This is a genomic window from Nitrosospira sp. Is2 (genome assembly GCF_033095785.1).
In the GTDB taxonomy this organism is placed as follows: domain Bacteria; phylum Pseudomonadota; class Gammaproteobacteria; order Burkholderiales; family Nitrosomonadaceae; genus Nitrosospira.
In genome coordinates, this window is sequence record NZ_CP137134.1 from 1,180,131 (window position 1) to 1,197,585 (window position 17,455).

Consider the following 17,455-nt stretch of genomic DNA (forward strand, 5'->3'; position numbering starts at 1 on the left):
GCGCATGCTACCGATCATTGTCTGCCGCAAAACCCCAGTTAATCAGTTTGTCCAGCACGGCGTTCACATAATCGGGGCGGCGGTTCTGATAATCGAGGTAGTAGGCGTGTTCCCAGACGTCAATGGTCAACAGCGGCTTCAGCCCTTTCGTTAACGGGAGATCCGCGTTGCTGGTCTTAATTACCTGGAGCTTGTCCCCATCTTTCACCAGCCATGCCCAGCCGCTACCGAACTGAGTTGTCGCGGCGGTGGCCAGCTCTTTTTTGCACGCGTCAACGCTGCCAAAGGACGCCTCGATCTTTTGCTTCAGCGCCGCGGGAGGCTCGCCTCCGCCACTGGGGGAGAGACTGCTCCAATAGAATGTGTGATTCCAGACCTGCGCCGCATTGTTGAAAACCCCAACCTTGTCCGCCTTACCGGCCGTCGCGGCGATCACCTCCTCGAGAGACAAATCCGCGAGATCGGTACCGGCTACTAGCTTGTTGAGGTTGTCGACATATGTTTTGTGATGCTTGCCATAATGAAATCCCAACGTATTTGCCGAAATAACAGGATCCAGCGCGTTATCTCCATAAGGCAGAGGTGGCAGAATATGACTTCCAGGCTTTTGATTGCTCATCGTTTCGCTCCTTTGTGGTGACAATAAATCTGACCCGTTCAATTATTCATTCATGTGCAGGAAGAAATAGAACGATCGGATAGGGATGAGGGGTATAACCATGCTTTGCTGGCACTCGCCCTGTTTCAGCTCCCGGAGTCGGAAACGACATGAGCTAGTGACTGCTAATACAATAAATGCTGATTTGATTTAAAACCCAATCAGGGATCATGGAACAAGTATATCCGAAAACACCGGCTTCGATATATGGCACCGACAGCGGCATTCCAGGCACGCTTGCGTTACCAACGGTCGGTCTTGGTTTGAACTGTGCTCCATGATCCAACTCCATCCATAATCTGGAACACTCATCGCAGGATCAGACCATGACGGAACCCATTATTACGTGTCCCCACTGTAAAGCCACGATCCGGCTTACCGAATCCTTGGCGGCGCCGTTGATAGCCGCTACCCGCAAACAGTTCGAACAGCAGCTTTTGCAGAAAGACGAGGAGGTCGGCCGACGGGAACAGGGAATCCGGGAAAAGGAAAGAGAAATTGCGGAGACCAGGCGCACATTGGAAGATCGGATAACCAACCAGGTCGCGGCACAGCTGACAACTGAACGGAGCCGTATTATTGCCGAGGAATCCCGAAAAGCTAAGCTTCTCAATGCCAGCGAACTGGACAATAAAATGCGCGAAATTTCCGACCTTCACGAGGTTCTTAAAAGCCGCGACGAAAAACTAGCCGTAGCTCAAAAAATTCAAGCAGATCTCACCAGAAAACAGCGAGAACTCGATGATGCCAGGCGTGAATTGGAACTCACGGTTGAGCGGCGCGTCCATAATGCGCTAACTGAGGTACGTGCCCGGGCTAAACAGGAGGCAGAAGATGGGCTCAAGCTCAAGGTGATGGAAAAGGACCAAACCATCGCATCCATGCAGCAAAAAATCGAAGAACTGATGCGCAGGGCCGAGCAGGGTTCGCAACAGTTGCAGGGGGAGGTTCAGGAACTGGCGCTTGAGCATTTACTCCGCTCCAGGTTCCCGCTTGATGAGATTCAGCCAGTGCCTAAAGGCGAATTCGGTGGAGATGTGCTGCACCGGGTTGTCGGCGGTGGAGGAAAAACGGGCGGCACGATTTTATGGGAGACAAAGCGCACCAGAAACTGGAGCGATATGTGGCTAGTCAAGTTGCGGGAGGATCAACGTGCCGCGAAAGCGGAAATCGCCGTCATCGTGTCTCAGACTTTACCAAAGGGGGTGGCGACCTTCGAAATGCTTGACGGGGTGTGGGTAACTCATCCCAGCGCTGCCCTGCCGGTCGCACTCATACTCCGCCATTCATTGCTGGAGCTCGCGCTCGCCCGGCAATCGTCCGAAGGCCTGCAAACGAAAACAGAGATGATCTACCAGTACCTTACTGGTCCGCGTTTTCGTCAGCGGGTAGAGGCAATCGTCGAAGCGTTTACCACCATGCAGGACGATCTTGATAAAGAACGCAAGGTGATAATGAAACAATGGGCCAAACGGGAAGAACAGATCATGCGCGTCATGAGCGCGACAGTCGGGATGTACGGCGACCTGCAAGGAATCGCGGGTAGATCCTTGCAGGAGATAGAAGGGCTCGAATTAAAAAGCCTGGACCTGACCGAAGACGAAGAAAATGGTGGGAACCCTGTCTTGGGAACGCTTCCCTTCTCACACACAAACGAAAAAAACTAGGTTTCGCAGAGTTCGACCATTTGCCTATCAGGATAGCGCTCCAACTGATATCTTTGCCACAACCGTGTTCCGATATGAAATGCGAGCATATCCGCGTTAAATTGCAACACTGGGTTACCCATCTCGCTGGTAGTCTGCCTAAAAAGGCGCAGCCATGTTTCAAACAATTCAGCCGTAAGCGCCGGCAGGGCAACGTGCTTTGGCATGGGCATACCGCGGAAGCGGTTCGTTCCACGCAGTTTCATTGACCAAAAATCGATCATCTGCACGAAATGCGCGTCCCAATCGGTGACGTGCGCCTCAAAGATCAGGCCTAGTAAGGGATCGCGCCTGGCCCTGCCATAAAAAGCGTGAACAAGACGGGAAATCTCCTCTTCCGTGCATAAATCGGGGTCGGGGGCGGTAAACTCGAGTTGTGACATAGCGATGGAAGTCAAATAATATGTTTGACCGCAACATTGCGGCTTGGACTTAAGGTTGATGAACTGGGAAGATTCGGATATTCATACTGCACATCATCCGAACTTTGCACAGTATTTTATGTGATAAGATTGGTTATGTAAAGAGGTAGCGCGGCAAGCGGGATATCAAGTCAACGGCGAATCGCGCATCGTCAATACCGCTGAATTAGCCCAGCTGATGAGCCCGGGTGTGCGGCGATTTGATCGGATAGCAAGCTGGACGTTGAAATACCGCGCGGAAAGTGGCTGTCGCAACTATTGCTTAAAACACCCCGTCCCTGGACACTCCTTCACATCTTAATATCGCCCGCAGCGTCTGCAAAGCTTCCAGCTGAATCTGGCGCACGCGCTCACGAGTTAGATCAAGGCTTGCGGCCAACTGTTCCAACGTTTGAATTTCGTATCCATTGAGGCCGTAGCGCTTTTCGATGATATAGCGTTGTTTCTCATTCAACCGGTTCAACCACTCGTGCACGCGATCTTTAATCTCGGACTGTTCCATCATGAGGTCCGGGCCGGGACTGCGGTCATCGGCAATGGCATCGCCAATGGAAAGTAACGGATCAACATCAAGCGGCGCGTCGAGGGACATCATGCTCATGTTTAAAGAGAACATCCTCCGCACGTCCTTAACCGGCCGCCCCAGCAGATGAGCAACATCCTCCGGCTTGGGGTCCTTTCCGGTATGGGCTTCGAGGTGGCGTGCCGCCTGTAGAACAATATTCAGGTCCTTAATGACATGCACCGGCAGGCGGATGGTTCGCGACTGGTTCATGATGCAGCGTTCAATATTCTGGCGTATCCACCATGTCGCGTAGGTCGAAAATCGGAAACCACGCTCGGGGTCGAACTTTTCCAATGCGTGCATCATCCCCATATTCCCTTCCTCGATCAGGTCCAACAGGGCGACGCCGTGATTGGTATAGTGCTTGGCGATATTTACCACCAGCCGCAGATTGCATTCAATCATCTTCTGCCGGGCATTAAAATCATCCTGCTTTACCCGCCGGGTTAACTCTGCCTCTTCCTTCGGTGTCAAAAGGGCATTATTGCCAATCTCGTTGAAATAGAGTTGAGTCACGTCGGTTAGTAGGAAATCGCCAGCGTGCTCGGTTGCAGCGCTGGAAGGAGCTTCTGAAACGTCGAGCGCTTCATCAGCATCCAATGGTTCCGTCTTGTCGAAAGACTCTTCTTCGTCGGTAGAGAGGGAATTCATCATCATCCTTGGCTCATCCGGATATGCCAGGCAGATGCTTCAGCGGGTCCACCGGTTTTCCATTCTTGCGGATTTCGAAATGAAGCTTGACCAGATCGGTATCGGTGCTTCCCATCTCACCAATTTTCTGTCCTTTCACCACAGTTTGACCCTCCTTCACCAATAACTTGTTGTTGTGGGCATAGGCGCTGAGATACGTATTGTTATGCTTAATGATGATCAGCTTTCCGTAGCCACGTAATCCTGCCCCGCTATACACCACCTTCCCGCCAGCGGAGGCAGTCACCGGTTCGCCCGCTTTACCGGCGATATCGATGCCCTTGGTCGCTTCTGAAAATCCTTCCAGCAACTTGCCCTTCGTCGGCCAGATCCATTCAATTCGGTCTGGATCGGCAATAACCTCAGTCGGGGGTATTACGGTGCCCGTTTGTTTCTCAATCATTGGATCGACTTTTGCCAGCACAGTACGCGGCATGTCGGTCAAGCCTTTCAACTGCGCTATGGCCTGCTCTGAGTACGGTAGTTTGAATGCCCTGGGTTCGGTTTTCAGTTTATTGGTATTGGCCAGCGGCTTTGCTTCGGATGGGAGGCCGGAGTCCCGCGTTGCCGTGGGAGCAGAGGGCGGAAGAGAATCAGACAGCGAGAACAGCGATGGCCCGGCTTGCGCGTCGGGCGCAGACATGGAAAGTTGCTGGCCAATATGGATCGCACCGGATTCTGGAATGTTGTTCCACTCTGCCAATTCCTTGCGGTTGATGCCATGGTTGAGGGCGATGCTGTAGAGCGTATCGCCTTTCTGCACAATGTACGCAGTTGGTCGCTGAGCGCCCGCTTCAACGCTCGGCCCAGACTGGTCCCCCGCCGGTTGTGCGCCCACGATCGCATCCATGACAGGCGCCGGATGCGGAGTGGATTCGCAGCCAGCTCCCAGCAGGCATAACACAAGGAGTGAACAACATCCGCTAAAACTATATCCGGCACGCGGCACAACATCCCGGGCGGGATCGGTGCTCAAAGGCGCCGTTCCAGCGTTTAGATGTGCCACACTAATTCTGTTATTCGTCATCTCTCGCCTTTATCCCGCACTGCTAGCGCTTCAAAATGCCTGGCAGCATCGGGACGAATCTGACTTCGTCCAGTATTATCTCAGTGTACCCATTCGAGTTGCGTTCGATAACGCACAGATATTGTTCCTGGCTTCCTTTCGGCAAAATCATCCTTCCACCAATCGACAATTGGTCCAGCAATAACGCGGGGATATGCGGCGTTGCGGCGGTGAGGATGATTGCATCAAACGGGGCCGATTCGGGTAATCCAAGCAACCCGTCGGCATGCTTGAGGCGTACATTGCCAAGTCTAAGCTCGCGTAACCGGGCACGGGCGCGTGTGAGTAATGGTCCGATTCGCTCGATGGAATAGACCTCGGCGGCAAATTGCGCCAGTATGGCTGTCTGGTAACCACAACCGGAGCCGAGCTCAAGCACCTTCCCCGGATTGGACCCTGCGCGCAGCAATTCGCTCATGCGCGCCACGGTGAAGGGGCTTGATATAGTCTGGCCGAAATTAATCGGCAGAGCGACATCATCGTAGGCGCGTGTCGCAAGCACTTCCTCGACAAAGATGTGACGAGGAATCGCACTCATTGCGGCAAGAACTACTTCGTCGACGATACCCTGGTTGCGCAGACGCTCGATCATACGGGCGCGGGTGCGCTGAGACGTCATGCCGATTCCGGAATGGAAGGTGTTCAACCGCGCAGCACCTTGAATAGCCGTGCACCTACGCACGAAACCAAAAAACGCTGTGGTGCTATTTCAACCACTCTTTTACCGCATCCAATTGCCCGTAGCGGGTCAAGTCGATTTGCAGCGGCGTCACTGAGACGCGGTTGCGCTTAATAGCCAGGAAGTCTGTGCCTTCACCTGCATCTTGCGCGGGCCCTGCTGCGCCCACCCAGTAGACCGTGTCACCCCGCGGCGTCTGCGACTTAATTACCGGCTCCGCCTTGTGCCGACGGCCAAGCCGGGTCACCTCGATACCCTGCAACTCCTCATAAGGAACATCAGGCACGTTTATATTTAGCAGTACCGGGCCATGTAATGCGTTGTATTGAAAGCGTTGTACTATTTCGGTGGCGATGCGCGCGGCCGCGGGATAATTTCCGGCGGAAAAACCGGCAAGCGACACCGCAAGCGCTGGAATTCCCAGGAGAAAACCTTCCGTGGCAGCTGCCACCGTGCCGGAATAAATGGTGTCGTCGCCCATATTCGCACCATCATTGATGCCGGACACGACCATATCCGGCAGCGTGTCGAGCATACCGGTAACGGCCAGGTGCACGCAATCGGTGGGGGTGCCGTTGACGTAGAAGAACCCGTTGTGGGATTTGCGCAGACTGAGCGGCCGATCGAGCGTAAGCGAGTTGCTTGCCCCACTCCTGTCACGTTCCGGCGCCACCACGACGATATCGGCGATAACGGAAAGCGCTCCCGCGAGACAGGCCAGGCCTGGCGCAAAATACCCGTCATCATTGCTGAGCAGTATGCGCATCCGGATAGTGCCCCAGGTGATTTTTTAGCTTATTGGGGGAATATGATAATGAGACATAGACATTATAGGGCCGCGAGGCGGAAAAGAACGCATCCGTGCGGCCTTATTGGTCGGGGCGAGAGGATTTGAACCTCCGACCACTTGCACCCCATGCAAGTACGCTACCAGGCTGCGCTACGCCCCGAGGTTCGAATTATAGCAAACAAGCCAGAAGCATAGGAATGCTATTAATGCTTCTTAAGCGCGACCGTCCATGACGCCACCAAGTGGAATCTCCCCGCTACCTTATGGCCGAACGGGCAGGAGGTCTTGCACCGCCGTGAATCTGAATTAACTTCACGTGATCTTCAGGAGCGAAGCAACGAGACTATGCTTTTAATTTCGCTCCGCAATAAAGCCAGATCGACGCTCGAGGAGAATGGCACAGCCGAGGCCGAAGCCGAGGTAACGATGTCTGTCTTCCCCTGGCCCAACCGGCCGCGAGCGCCTTGGATGGTGAAACCTTGTTCGTGGAGCAACTCGCGGATACGGCGAATCAGCAGCACTTCGTGGTGCTGATAATAGCGCCGGTTGCCTCGGCGCTTGATAGGCCTCAATTGCGTGAATTCCTGCTCCCAATAACGTAACACGTGCGGTTTAACCCCGCATAATTCGCTCACTTCGCCAATGGTGAAATAGCGTTTCGCGGGAATTGGCGTGTTGCTAGGCCTTGTGTTTTCCATGCTGGCTTTTCTCAACCATTGCCTTCAGTTTTTGGCTCGCATGAAATGTCACGACCCGTCGTGCGGTAATGGGAATTTCCTCGCCAGTTTTGGGATTGCGTCCAGGACGCTGGGGTTTGTCGCGCAGGTGAAAATTGCCGAAACCTGAAAGCTTAACGCCATCACCATTCTGAAGCGCGATGCGAACCTCCTCGTAGAAGGACTCCACCATGTCCTTGGCTTCACGCTTGTTGAATCCTACTTTTTCAAACAGCAAATCCGCCAATTCGGCCTTTGTTAAGGTCATTGTCTCTCCACCCTGTTCATTGCTTTCAGACCTGCATTTTCAATGGTTGCGTAACACTGCGCCAAACTCGCCTTCGAGAACGCTTAACATCCTTGAAACGGTCCGATCTGCTTCCGCATCAGTTAATGTTTTTTCAGTATCTTGCAATAACATGCGGAATGCAAGACTTTTTTTGCCGGCTTCCATGCCCTTGCCACGATAGACATCAAATAGATGAATTTCAGAAATCAAAGGCAATTTGTCGGCACGGACCCGATCCAGAATCGTCTGGACCCCGACGTTCTCCGGCACCACCACGGCAATATCGCGGCGAATGGGTGGGTACTTGGAAATCTCTGAAGCCTGCGGCAAGGCTCGTTCCATCAATATAGCCATCTCCAGCTCAAACAGCATCACAGGTTTGGACAAGCCAAGTTTCTGGCACCAACGAGGGTGGAGTTCCCCCAGATGGCCCGCGATTTTACCATCTACGCGGATCTCAGCGGACTTCCCCGGATGCAATGCCGGGTGAGACGCGGCAGCGACTTGGAGCCCCCTCGGCCAAAATAGCGCCTCAATATCAGCTTTCACATCGTAGAAGTCAACTTCTCGCGCGGGCGCCCCCCACTGTTCTGCCAACGCGTCGCCGTAGCAGAGCCCGCCGAGCTTTTCCTGTTGTACGATGGTGTCTCCCTGGGCCTCGAAACAGCACCCGATTTCGAATAGGCGCACCCTCGCTTGCTTGCGGTTCAGATTGAATTCCAGGTTCGATATGAGACTGCCGCAGAGGGTGCTGCGCATTACCGCCATCTGGCTCGACAATGGGTTCTTCAACGCCACCGGCTCTTTGTTGGCGGCCAGCTCATGCTCCCATGCAGGGTCCACGAATGCATAATTAATAACCTCCTGATAATCCCTGGCGATGAGGAGTTGACGCACCTGTGGCAGCGTTTTTCGGGTTTCGGGTTCAGGCAGCATGCTTAACAGGGCGCGGGGCGCGGCGGCCGGGATGCTATCGTAACCGTATATCCGCGCCAATTCCTCGATCAGATCCGCCTCTATGCCAAGATCGAAGCGATAAGGAGGAGGCGTTACGTTAAAAACACCTTCTGCGCCTACGAAACTAAATTGCAGACGCTGCAATAGCCCCGCAATCGTTCTTTCTTCGAGATCTATTCCCAAGACTCTTTGCGCTCGAGTCAATCGAAGGGAAATAGGATCGCGCAGCGGCAACCTACCTTTTAATTCCGTGATCGCCCCGCTTTTGCCGCCGCAAATATCCAGTATCAGGCGGGTGGCGCGCTCCAGCACGTCTCGGGTCTTTGAGAAATCAACCCCACGCTCAAAACGGTACGCCGAATCCGAGCTGAAACCAAGGGAGAAGGACTTGCCAGCTATTACACCGGGACTGAAAAAAGCGCTCTCGAGAAATAAATCTTTCGTCCCTGCTCCAACTCCGCTTTCATCTCCACCCATAATGCCCGCCAGCGCCAACGGCTTGACTTGATCCGCGATCACCAGCATGTCTGGCTGCAGCACAAGATTTTCGCCATTGAGCAGCTTGAGCACCTCCCCCGACGTGGCATAACGAACATGAATGGAACCGGACAGCGCGCCCGCAATCCTGTCAAGATCAAACGCATGCAGCGGCTGGCCGGTTTCGAGCATCAGGTAGTTGGTAATGTCCACCACCGCGTTGACTGCACGTAATCCGCTGCGTTCCAGGCGACGGATCAGCCACCCCGGCGTGGGCACATCCAGGCTGACACCACGCACTACTCTTCCGCAATAAAGGGGACAGGCATCTGGCACATCCACGTGTATTGCCAGGGCCTCGTCGGTCTGATTCGCGACCGGCGCGATCTCCAGAGGCTTGAGTCTTGCTGAGGTAACCGCCGCCACTTCACGGGCGATGCCGAGCAAGCCCAGGCAATCGCCGCGGTTGGGCGTCAGCTTGAGCGTAAGAATGCTATCCTCAAGCTCGTAGTAATCGCGAAAATCCAGCCCGATCGGCGCGTCAGGAGGAAGCACCATAAGGCCGGGCGCCATTTCTTCCAAGCCAAGCTCCCGTGCTGAACAGAGCATTCCGGCTGATTCGACCCCTCGTATGCGGGTCTGCCTGATCGCCATGCCCGGTAGCTGCGCCCCCGCCAACGCGCACGGCACTTTTATTCCAACTCGGACATTTGCCGCTCCACAGACGATTTGCAGCGTTTGTCCCGCCACGGCAGGACCTGCGTTCACTTCGCAAACATGAAGAAGATCCGCGTCGGGATGTTTGCGTACAGAAAGCACTTCCGCAACGACGACCTTATCGAAGGGGGGGGCAACCGGGTCGATGGTTTCCACTTCGATGCCCGCCATGGTCAGCACATGAGCGAGACCACGGGTGGAGAGCGGCGGGTCAACGAAACCACGTAGCCAATTTTCGGAAAATTTCATCAGTCAGTATGGTATGCAGAGAAAAGCGGGATGTCGTCACTCCCAGGCGGACGACCAGCAGCGAACTTAGTTGAACTGTTTGAGGAACCTTAAATCATTCTCGAAAAATAATCGTAGATCGTTTACGCCGTACCGGAGCATTGCCAGTCGCTCCACCCCCAGACCGAATGCGAAACCGATATATTTTTCGCTGTCGATATTGACGTGCTTGAAAACATTTGGGTGCACCATGCCACAACCCAGCACTTCAAGCCAACCTGTATGTCCGCACACACGGCAGCCATTGCTGCACATTACGCAGCCGATGTCCATTTCAGCGGAGGGTTCGGTAAAAGGAAAGAAAGACGCGCGGAAGCGCACTCGCAAATCTTCGCGCTCAAAAAAGTGTTTCATGAAATCGGCAAGAACACCCTTCAGCACGGAGAAATTCACATCTTCGTCAACCCAAAGTCCTTCCACCTGATGAAACATGGGAGTATGTGTCAAATCAGAGTCGCGTCGATAGACCCTCCCGGGCGCGATGACTTTCAGGGGGGGCTGTTTGCTTTGCATATAACGGATTTGAACCGGCGAGGTATGCGTGCGCAGCAAATTTCCACAACCTACATCGATGTAGAATGTGTCATGCATTGCCCTCGCGGGGTGATTCTCTGGAATATTGAGGGCAGTAAAATTATAGAAATCTGATTCAATCTCAGGGCCGGCGGCCATGGTAAACCCAAATGAGTGAAACAGCGATTGGATGCGCTCCAACGTCCGCGTGACCGGATGCAGTCCGCCCATCCCCAGGCCACGGCCCGGCAGAGTCACATCCAGCGCTTCACCTACCAACTGCTCCGCAAGCTTCTTGTCCCGTATCGCATCACGGCGCTGGTGAAGCGCCGCTTCCAGCTGTTCTTTTATCTGGTTGATACGGTTACCTATCTCAGGCCGCTCAGCGGGTGGCAGCTTCCCCAGGCCCTTAAGCAATTCGGTTAGTCTGCCTTGCCGGCCGAGATAGCGCGCCTTTGCCTGCTCCAGTTCAACAGGGTCGTCTATGCTATAGAACAGCGTGACGGCTTCTTGCAGAAGGTCGTCCAGATCAATCATAAAAACCTTGGGTCGGAGAGCTCGAAGGGCTGCACAAGAAAAAAGGAGGCCAGGCGTCTCTGCCTTCAGCCTCCTCGCAGCTTTCTCGCAATTATGTTCTAGACAGCCAGACTGGCTTTTGCCTGCTCAACCAGTTTTACAAAGGCTGGCTTGTCAAATATCGCGATATCGGCCAGAACCTTGCGGTCTACCTCAATCGCCGCTTTTCTCAAGCCGTTCATAAATACGCTATAGGGCAACCCACATTCCCGTGCGGCGGCATTGATTCGAGCGATCCACAAAGCACGAAACTGGCGTTTCTTTTGACGACGATCCCGGTAGGCATATTGCCCCGCTTTCATCACCGCTTCCTTGGCTACGCGGTAAACGTTTTTGCGGCGTCCGCGATAGCCCTTCGCCAGATCCAATACCTTCTTGTGGCGCGCATGAGCGGTTACACCACGTTTTACTCTTGGCATAGTAATCGCTCCTTAGGCGTAGGGCATCATGGCGCGCACCGACGCCACGTCGCTGCAATGAACGCCGACAGTTCCCCGCAATTGACGCTTGCTCTTTGTCGTTTTCTTGGTAAGAATATGACGCTTGAATGCTTGCGAACGCTTAACGCTTCCGCCTGCGCGCACGGTAAACCGCTTAGCCGCGCCACTTTTCGTTTTCATCTTTGGCATTTATTACTCCTGTTTAACATGACGCCTAGGTGTTTCCCGAACGGAACCTTTAAACCCGGAATCACTTGTTTTTTGAATTTAAAACTTCGAACTCGTGGAGCCTAACAATGGCGTACATTACGCCATCAAGAATTCTTTAGCCGCTGCCCCTACGATGGCGCCGGATTCCCGTTATTAGCAGGTGCCACATCAGTATCCGCCTCTGGCTTCTCTGATTTGGGCTTTGCTAACTTCACTTCTTTTTTACGCGGAGACAGCACCATTACCATCTGGCGTCCCTCCATCCTCGGAAACTGCTCCACCACGGCATAGGGTTCGAGATCCCCTCGCAAGCGCTCCAGCAATCGCACGCCGAATTCCTGATGAGCCATCTCACGCCCGCGGAAACGCAATGTGATTTTGGCCTTATCTCCTTCCTCCAGGAAAATGATCAGGTTGCGCAGCTTGATGTTGTAATCGCCATCGTCAGTATTGGGACGGAACTTGACTTCCTTGATCTGGATTTGTTTTTGTTTTAGCTTCGCCTCATGCTTTTTCTTGCTTTCCTGATAGCGAAACTTGCCGTAGTCCATCAGGCGGCAGACCGGCGGTTGAGCTGTCGGCGCAATTTCAACCAGATCCACCTCCGCTTCTTCTGCCAAGGTGTTGGCGACCGCTAAGGAGACTATGCCTATCTGTTCTCCATTTGCACCAATCAAGCGCACTTCAGGCGCGTTAATCTCATGGTTGATGCGGGCTGCTTTTTCTTGAACTATAGTAACTCCTAAACTCGGTTAATAATCAAATTGTACCAGCTCTCAGGGAAATCTCTGTTTTAAGCTTTTCGGTCAATGCCTCCAAGGTCATCTGACCAAGGTCCGCGCCGGCCCGCGTACGCACAGCAACCGTCTGCGCGGCCACTTCCTTGTCACCCACGATAAGCTGGTAAGGTAGTTTCTGTAGACTATGCTCTCGTATTTTATAGGTTATCTTCTCATTTCTCAAGTCCGCGCACGCGCGAATTCCGCTATGCCTCAGCTCTTCCGCAACTTTGCGAGCGTAATCGGCCTGGCTTTCAGAGATATTCAGCACTGCCACCTGGTCGGGTGCAAGCCACAGGGGCAGGGCACCGGCGTAGTGTTCGATGATAATGCCAATGAAGCGTTCCAACGACCCGAGAATCGCACGATGAAGCATGACGGGAACTCGCCGTGAGTTGTCTTCTGCCACAAATTCGGCACCAAGGCGCTCCGGCATGGAAAAATCCAATTGCAGAGTGCCGCATTGCCACACCCGGCCAATGCTGTCCTTGAGCGAAAACTCGATTTTTGGTCCGTAAAAAGCGCCCTCCCCCGGCTGGATCTCCCAGGGAAGGTTTTTGTGCTCCAGTGCTGACTGCAGCGCAGCCTCAGCCTTGTCCCATTGCTCTTCGGAGCCGACACGCTTCTTGGGACGTGTTGAAAGCTTCACCAGAACCTCATTAAAACCAAAGTCGATGTAGACCTTCTGTAACAACTCAATAAATTTTACTGCCTCATCCTGGACCTGTGATTCGGCGCAAAAAATATGAGCGTCATCCTGAGTGAACGCTCGCACTCGCATAATTCCATGCAGAGCACCGGATGGCTCATTGCGGTGACACGATCCGAACTCAGCTAGCCGCAGGGGCAGATCCCGATAGCTCTTCAACCCATGCTTGAATATTTGCACGTGACCTGGACAGTTCATCGGCTTAACCGCAAATTCGCGCTCTTCCGATTGGGTGATAAACATGTTTTCGCGAAAATTTTCCCAATGCCCTGACCGTTCCCAAAGGCCTTTGTCCAGGACGGATGGCGTACGAATTTCCAGATAACCATGATTTCGGAATATCTGACGCATATACTGTTCAACCTGCTGCCAGATTACCCAGCCCTTGGGATGCCAGAACACCATGCCCGGCGCCTCTTCCTGCATATGAAACAGCTCCAACTGCTTGCCGAGCCTTCGGTGATCCCGTTTCTCCGCTTCTTCCAGTCGACGCAGGTAAGCATCCTGATCTTCTCTTCTCGTCCAGGCCGTGCCGTAAATTCGCTGCAGCATCTCGTTGTGCGAGTCGCCGCGCCAGTAGGCGCCCGCCAGCTTCATCAACTTAAACACCTTGAGCCTGGAGGTGGTAGGGACATGCGGTCCCCGACATAAATCCGTGAAATTGCCCTGAGAATAAAGAGAAACATCCTCCTCACCGGGTATAGCCTCAATGATCTGGGCCTTATAGTGCTCACCCTGATTTTTAAAAAAATTGATGGCGTCGGACCGATCGCAAACCTTGCGTTCCACTTTGAGATTGCGTGAGCTGATCTCCCCCATGCGTTTCTCGATTGCAGCCAAGTCTTCTGGCGTAAACGGCCGCGTATACGAAAAATCGTAGTAAAAGCCATCTTCAATTACAGGGCCAATCGTGACCTGCGCTTCCGGAAACAACTCTTTCACCGCATGTGCAAGCAGATGCGCAGTGGAATGTCGTATTATTTCCAGCCCTTCCACATCTTTTTCGGTAATGATACTAATGTCGCTGTCGGTTTCGACGGGGCTTGAGACGTCCACCAGCTTACCGTTAACTTTTCCCGCCAGCGCGGCACGGGCCAATCCGGCGCCAATAGACGCAGCAATTTCGCCCACCGTTACTGGGTGCTCATACTTGCGCTCCGAACCATCCGGCAAACGAATGACAGTCACAGCTTCTTCCTCATACTTAAAATAAATCAAGCCTCGGCAATTTTTCTAATTTTACAGAGTCGCCGTCTTTATCGCCACCCGGAGCCCACCGGAACCCGGTCCCGACCTCTACGCCGACCCAAACTATAACAGTCAATCAAGTAATCTGCCAGAAGGCACCTTCAGGGATCTTTCGGCAACCTTTAGAAGCCTTTCTTGAAGGCGGCGATGGATCGCGAACACAGCTGTCGGGTGAGTACCCGGTATGAACGCGGCGCTGAAGGAAGGGGGGAAGGAAAGGGGGGAGGGAAAGCGTGCGAAGCTTGGTCCAAGAGTAACTTGACCGCACACCCTGCACATGCCACCGCCCTGAACAAGGCGGCGGGGCATCTTTTTACTGGCGCTGCACGTCCGATTATAAGCCGGCCTCGCGCCTGAGCAATTCCTCGATTCTGAGGCCCACTTCGGACTTGCCGCCGAACACCGTTCCCAGCTTCTTTTTATTAAGATGCTCCAGGTTAGTCGTGTAGGCTTGATCCGGTAGTGGGAAGAATTTTACTTCTTTTACCAGCGTCGAGGCATTTTTCATGTAAAACTCAACAAACTGCCGAACTTCAGGTTTATCGGCCGACTTGATGTTCACGTAAATAAAAATAGGGCGTGACAAGGGCTGATAGGTTCCATCCTCCACCGTTTTCGCCGACGGCAGAACGGGCCCGTTTCCGCCATCGACGGCTATCGCTTTAACTTTTTTCTGATTTTCCACGTAGTAAGCGTAACCAAAAAAACCCAGAGCGCTCTTGTCGCTGGCGACCCCTTGTACCAATACGTTGTCGTCCTCGGATGCGGTAAAGTCTCCTCGACTTGATTTTGCCTTACCGACGATCGCCTCAGTAAAGTAATCAAAAGTGCCGGAGTCCGCCCCTGCCCCGTACAGCTTGAGTGGCTCGTCGGGCCATGCCGGGTTCACCTGGCTCCATTTGGTTATTTTTCCCTGCGCAGCCGGCTCCCATATTTTCTTTAACTCTGCGACAGTAATCGTTTTGGCCCAATCATTTTTCGGATTTACCACCACTGTGAGCGCATCAAATGCCACAGGCATCTCAACATATTGGACCCCGGCTGCTTTACAGGCATCCATTTCATTTTTAAGAATAGGCCGGGAGGCGTCGACAATATCGGTTTCACCACGGCAGAATTTTTTGAACCCGCCACCCGTGCCTGAAATGCCAACTGTCACTCTAACGGCACCCCTCTTTTCTTTTTGAAAATCTTCCGCCACCGCTTCGGTGATCGGAAAAACCGTGCTGGAGCCATCAATTTTTACAATCTCCGCACTCGCCAAGCTGATGAAGCTCATCAACGTCAGGAATACGGCGGATACTCCAGCCTTCTTATTGTTCGGCAATTTCAACATTTAAATCCCCGTTTGATTGATCAGATATTGTCTTTCGCGGGCTGCTATGCTACCTCACTAGTATTACCGTTTTGTGATATCACCCAGAACAGGGCCTAAGCCTGTTGCCGTCATGCTTGCTGTGACGGATATGATCCGGACAATTCCCCACCGCTTATACGCCGAAGTCTGAATGTTGCAAGGAGGCCGAATGTGGGAGAACCTTCTGGGTTTTTGATTACAGGGCGCGCGACTCGTCACTTACTGCCGCATGGCTGACCACGTCGGCGATTTTCTCCGCCCAGAATTTCACTTTTTGCCCGGACTCGCCTTCCACCATCACCCTCACAAGAGGCTCGGTCCCCGACGCACGGAGAAGGACGCGCCCATTCCCAGCAAGGTCACCTTCAGCTTCGGCCTGTACCGCTTTGATCATGGCGTTAACCCGCGAATCGAACCCTTTCGGAACCTTGACATTGATGAGCTGTTGCGGATAAAGGGTCACGCTACGGGTAAGTTCGGCCAGGCTCTTGCCGGAGTCGCGCATGGCATACAAAACCTGCAACGCAGAAATGATGCCATCACCGGTCGTGTGCTTGTCGATGCAAATGATATGGCCTGAGCCTTCGCCGCCCAGTTGCCACTCGTTTTTTTGCAACAACTCTAATACATACCGATCGCCAACGTTCGCGCGAGCAAACGGAATATTTCGTTTTTCAAGACCCTTTTCAACCGCCAGGTTCGTCATGAGCGTACCTACCACCCCGCCCTTGAGACTCCCCTTTTGCTGGCGATGTCTGGCTATGATGTAGATCAGCCGGTCGCCGTCGTATAGAACCCCTTTTTTATCAGCCATGACCACTCGGTCACCATCGCCATCGAGCGCAATACCGATGTCGGCCTGGTGGTGCATAACCGCTTCCTGTAAGGAAGCGCCGTGCGTTGCCCCGCATTCGTGATTGATGTTAAGGCCGTCAGGCTGAGCCCCAATCGCAACAACGTCCGCACCCAGCTCATGCAGGACCGGCCCTACGATTTGATACGTAGCGCCATGAGCGGAATCAACCACTATCCTCCAGCCGCGAAGATCGAGGTGATTCGGGAAGGTGCTTTTGCAGAATTCGATGTATCGCCCTCGAGCGTCAACGACGCGTCGTGCTTTACCCAGTTGCGCTGACGGCATGCATCGGATAGGCGCATTTAGCCCCGCCTCGATCTCATGCTCGACAGAATCGGGCAGCTTGGTGCCTGATGCGGAGAAAAATTTGATGCCGTTGTCTTCAAATGGGTTATGAGACGCGGAAATAACAATTCCCGCCTGTAGTCGCAATGCACGGGTCAGATACGCCACCGCCGGGGTTGGAGTCGGCCCCGATAACAGCACGTCCACTCCGGCCGCGGAGAGCCCCGCCTGGAGCGCTGACTCAAGCATATAGCCCGATATGCGTGTGTCCTTCCCGATCAGTACTGCCGGGCGCTCCCCCTTGGATAGATGCCAATCGGCCGCCGCAAGTACGTTGCCGGCTGAATAGCCGAGATGCATCACAAATTCAGGGGTTATAGGCGCTTCGCCTACACGCCCGCGTATACCGTCGGTGCCGAAATACTTTTTTGTCACTTTCAAGAAAACCCGGAAAAGAAGTCA

General features: G+C 53.6%; 17 protein-coding genes and 1 tRNA gene. 1 reads left to right on the forward strand and 17 read right to left on the reverse strand.

The window, feature by feature from the left end; translation table 11 throughout:
• Positions 1-7 precede the first annotated feature (7 nt).
• Positions 8-619 carry a superoxide dismutase gene (locus R5L00_RS05180; RefSeq protein WP_317653654.1) on the reverse strand — a complete coding sequence of 204 codons (612 nt, stop codon included), beginning with the start codon at positions 617-619 and terminating at the stop codon, positions 8-10.
• Positions 620-984: 365 nt separating this feature from the next.
• On the opposite strand from R5L00_RS05180, the gene R5L00_RS05185 reads away from it, so the two are divergent.
• Entirely contained in the window at positions 985-2,325 is a 1,341-nt protein-coding gene (locus R5L00_RS05185) for a DUF2130 domain-containing protein (RefSeq protein ID WP_317653656.1), read from the forward strand.
• Here the strand turns inward: R5L00_RS05185 and R5L00_RS05190 are convergent.
• The 16 genes from R5L00_RS05190 to glmM all read right to left on the reverse strand — a co-directional run bounded on the left by R5L00_RS05190 (position 2,322) and on the right by glmM (position 17,428).
• Positions 2,322-2,747, reverse strand: a complete 426-nt coding sequence (locus R5L00_RS05190) for a group III truncated hemoglobin (RefSeq protein WP_317653657.1) — start codon at positions 2,745-2,747, stop codon at positions 2,322-2,324. The genes R5L00_RS05185 and R5L00_RS05190 overlap by 4 nt on opposite strands.
• A 301-nt stretch (positions 2,748-3,048) precedes the next feature.
• Positions 3,049-4,002, reverse strand: a complete 954-nt coding sequence (rpoS, locus tag R5L00_RS05195; RefSeq protein WP_317654118.1) for an RNA polymerase sigma factor RpoS — start codon at positions 4,000-4,002, stop codon at positions 3,049-3,051.
• 13 nt (positions 4,003-4,015) lie between these two features.
• Complete coding sequence (locus R5L00_RS05200; RefSeq protein WP_317653658.1) at positions 4,016-4,891, reverse strand: peptidoglycan DD-metalloendopeptidase family protein; 876 nt, start codon at positions 4,889-4,891, stop codon at positions 4,016-4,018.
• 199 nt (positions 4,892-5,090) lie between these two features.
• The gene (locus R5L00_RS05205) at positions 5,091-5,753 is read right to left on the reverse strand and encodes a protein-L-isoaspartate(D-aspartate) O-methyltransferase (RefSeq protein WP_107693743.1); all 663 of its coding nucleotides are present in this window, start codon (positions 5,751-5,753) and stop codon (positions 5,091-5,093) included.
• A gap of 58 nt (positions 5,754-5,811) precedes the next feature.
• Entirely contained in the window at positions 5,812-6,552 is a 741-nt protein-coding gene (gene surE, locus R5L00_RS05210) for a 5'/3'-nucleotidase SurE (protein ID WP_107693742.1), read from the reverse strand.
• Between the two features lie 107 nt (positions 6,553-6,659).
• Positions 6,660-6,736: transfer RNA gene (locus R5L00_RS05215), tRNA-Pro, on the reverse strand.
• Between the two features lie 163 nt (positions 6,737-6,899).
• Positions 6,900-7,274, reverse strand: coding sequence for a MerR family transcriptional regulator (locus R5L00_RS05220; RefSeq protein WP_107693741.1), 375 nt, complete (start codon positions 7,272-7,274; stop codon positions 6,900-6,902).
• On the reverse strand, positions 7,255-7,560 hold the full coding sequence (locus R5L00_RS05225; protein ID WP_107693740.1) for an integration host factor subunit alpha: 306 nt from the start codon (positions 7,558-7,560) through the stop codon (positions 7,255-7,257). Before R5L00_RS05225 ends, R5L00_RS05220 begins: the two co-directional genes overlap by 20 nt.
• A 39-nt stretch (positions 7,561-7,599) precedes the next feature.
• Positions 7,600-9,981, reverse strand: a complete 2,382-nt coding sequence (pheT, locus tag R5L00_RS05230) for a phenylalanine--tRNA ligase subunit beta (protein WP_317653661.1) — start codon at positions 9,979-9,981, stop codon at positions 7,600-7,602.
• Positions 9,982-10,047: 66 nt separating this feature from the next.
• Positions 10,048-11,070, reverse strand: a complete 1,023-nt coding sequence (gene pheS, locus R5L00_RS05235; protein ID WP_317653662.1) for a phenylalanine--tRNA ligase subunit alpha — start codon at positions 11,068-11,070, stop codon at positions 10,048-10,050.
• 98 nt (positions 11,071-11,168) lie between these two features.
• Positions 11,169-11,528, reverse strand: a complete 360-nt coding sequence (gene rplT, locus R5L00_RS05240; protein ID WP_317653663.1) for a 50S ribosomal protein L20 — start codon at positions 11,526-11,528, stop codon at positions 11,169-11,171.
• 12 nt (positions 11,529-11,540) lie between these two features.
• On the reverse strand, positions 11,541-11,738 hold the full coding sequence (rpmI, locus tag R5L00_RS05245) for a 50S ribosomal protein L35 (RefSeq protein ID WP_090880347.1): 198 nt from the start codon (positions 11,736-11,738) through the stop codon (positions 11,541-11,543).
• 149 nt (positions 11,739-11,887) lie between these two features.
• Positions 11,888-12,493 carry a translation initiation factor IF-3 gene (infC, locus tag R5L00_RS05250; protein WP_107693736.1) on the reverse strand — a complete coding sequence of 202 codons (606 nt, stop codon included), beginning with the start codon at positions 12,491-12,493 and terminating at the stop codon, positions 11,888-11,890.
• 25 nt (positions 12,494-12,518) lie between these two features.
• Positions 12,519-14,435, reverse strand: a complete 1,917-nt coding sequence (thrS, locus tag R5L00_RS05255) for a threonine--tRNA ligase (protein ID WP_317653665.1) — start codon at positions 14,433-14,435, stop codon at positions 12,519-12,521.
• Positions 14,436-14,829: 394 nt separating this feature from the next.
• On the reverse strand, positions 14,830-15,831 hold the full coding sequence (locus R5L00_RS05260) for a PstS family phosphate ABC transporter substrate-binding protein (protein WP_317653667.1): 1,002 nt from the start codon (positions 15,829-15,831) through the stop codon (positions 14,830-14,832).
• A 217-nt stretch (positions 15,832-16,048) separates the two neighbouring features.
• On the reverse strand, positions 16,049-17,428 hold the full coding sequence (gene glmM / locus R5L00_RS05265; protein ID WP_317654119.1) for a phosphoglucosamine mutase: 1,380 nt from the start codon (positions 17,426-17,428) through the stop codon (positions 16,049-16,051).
• Between the last annotated feature and the right edge of the window lie 27 nt (positions 17,429-17,455).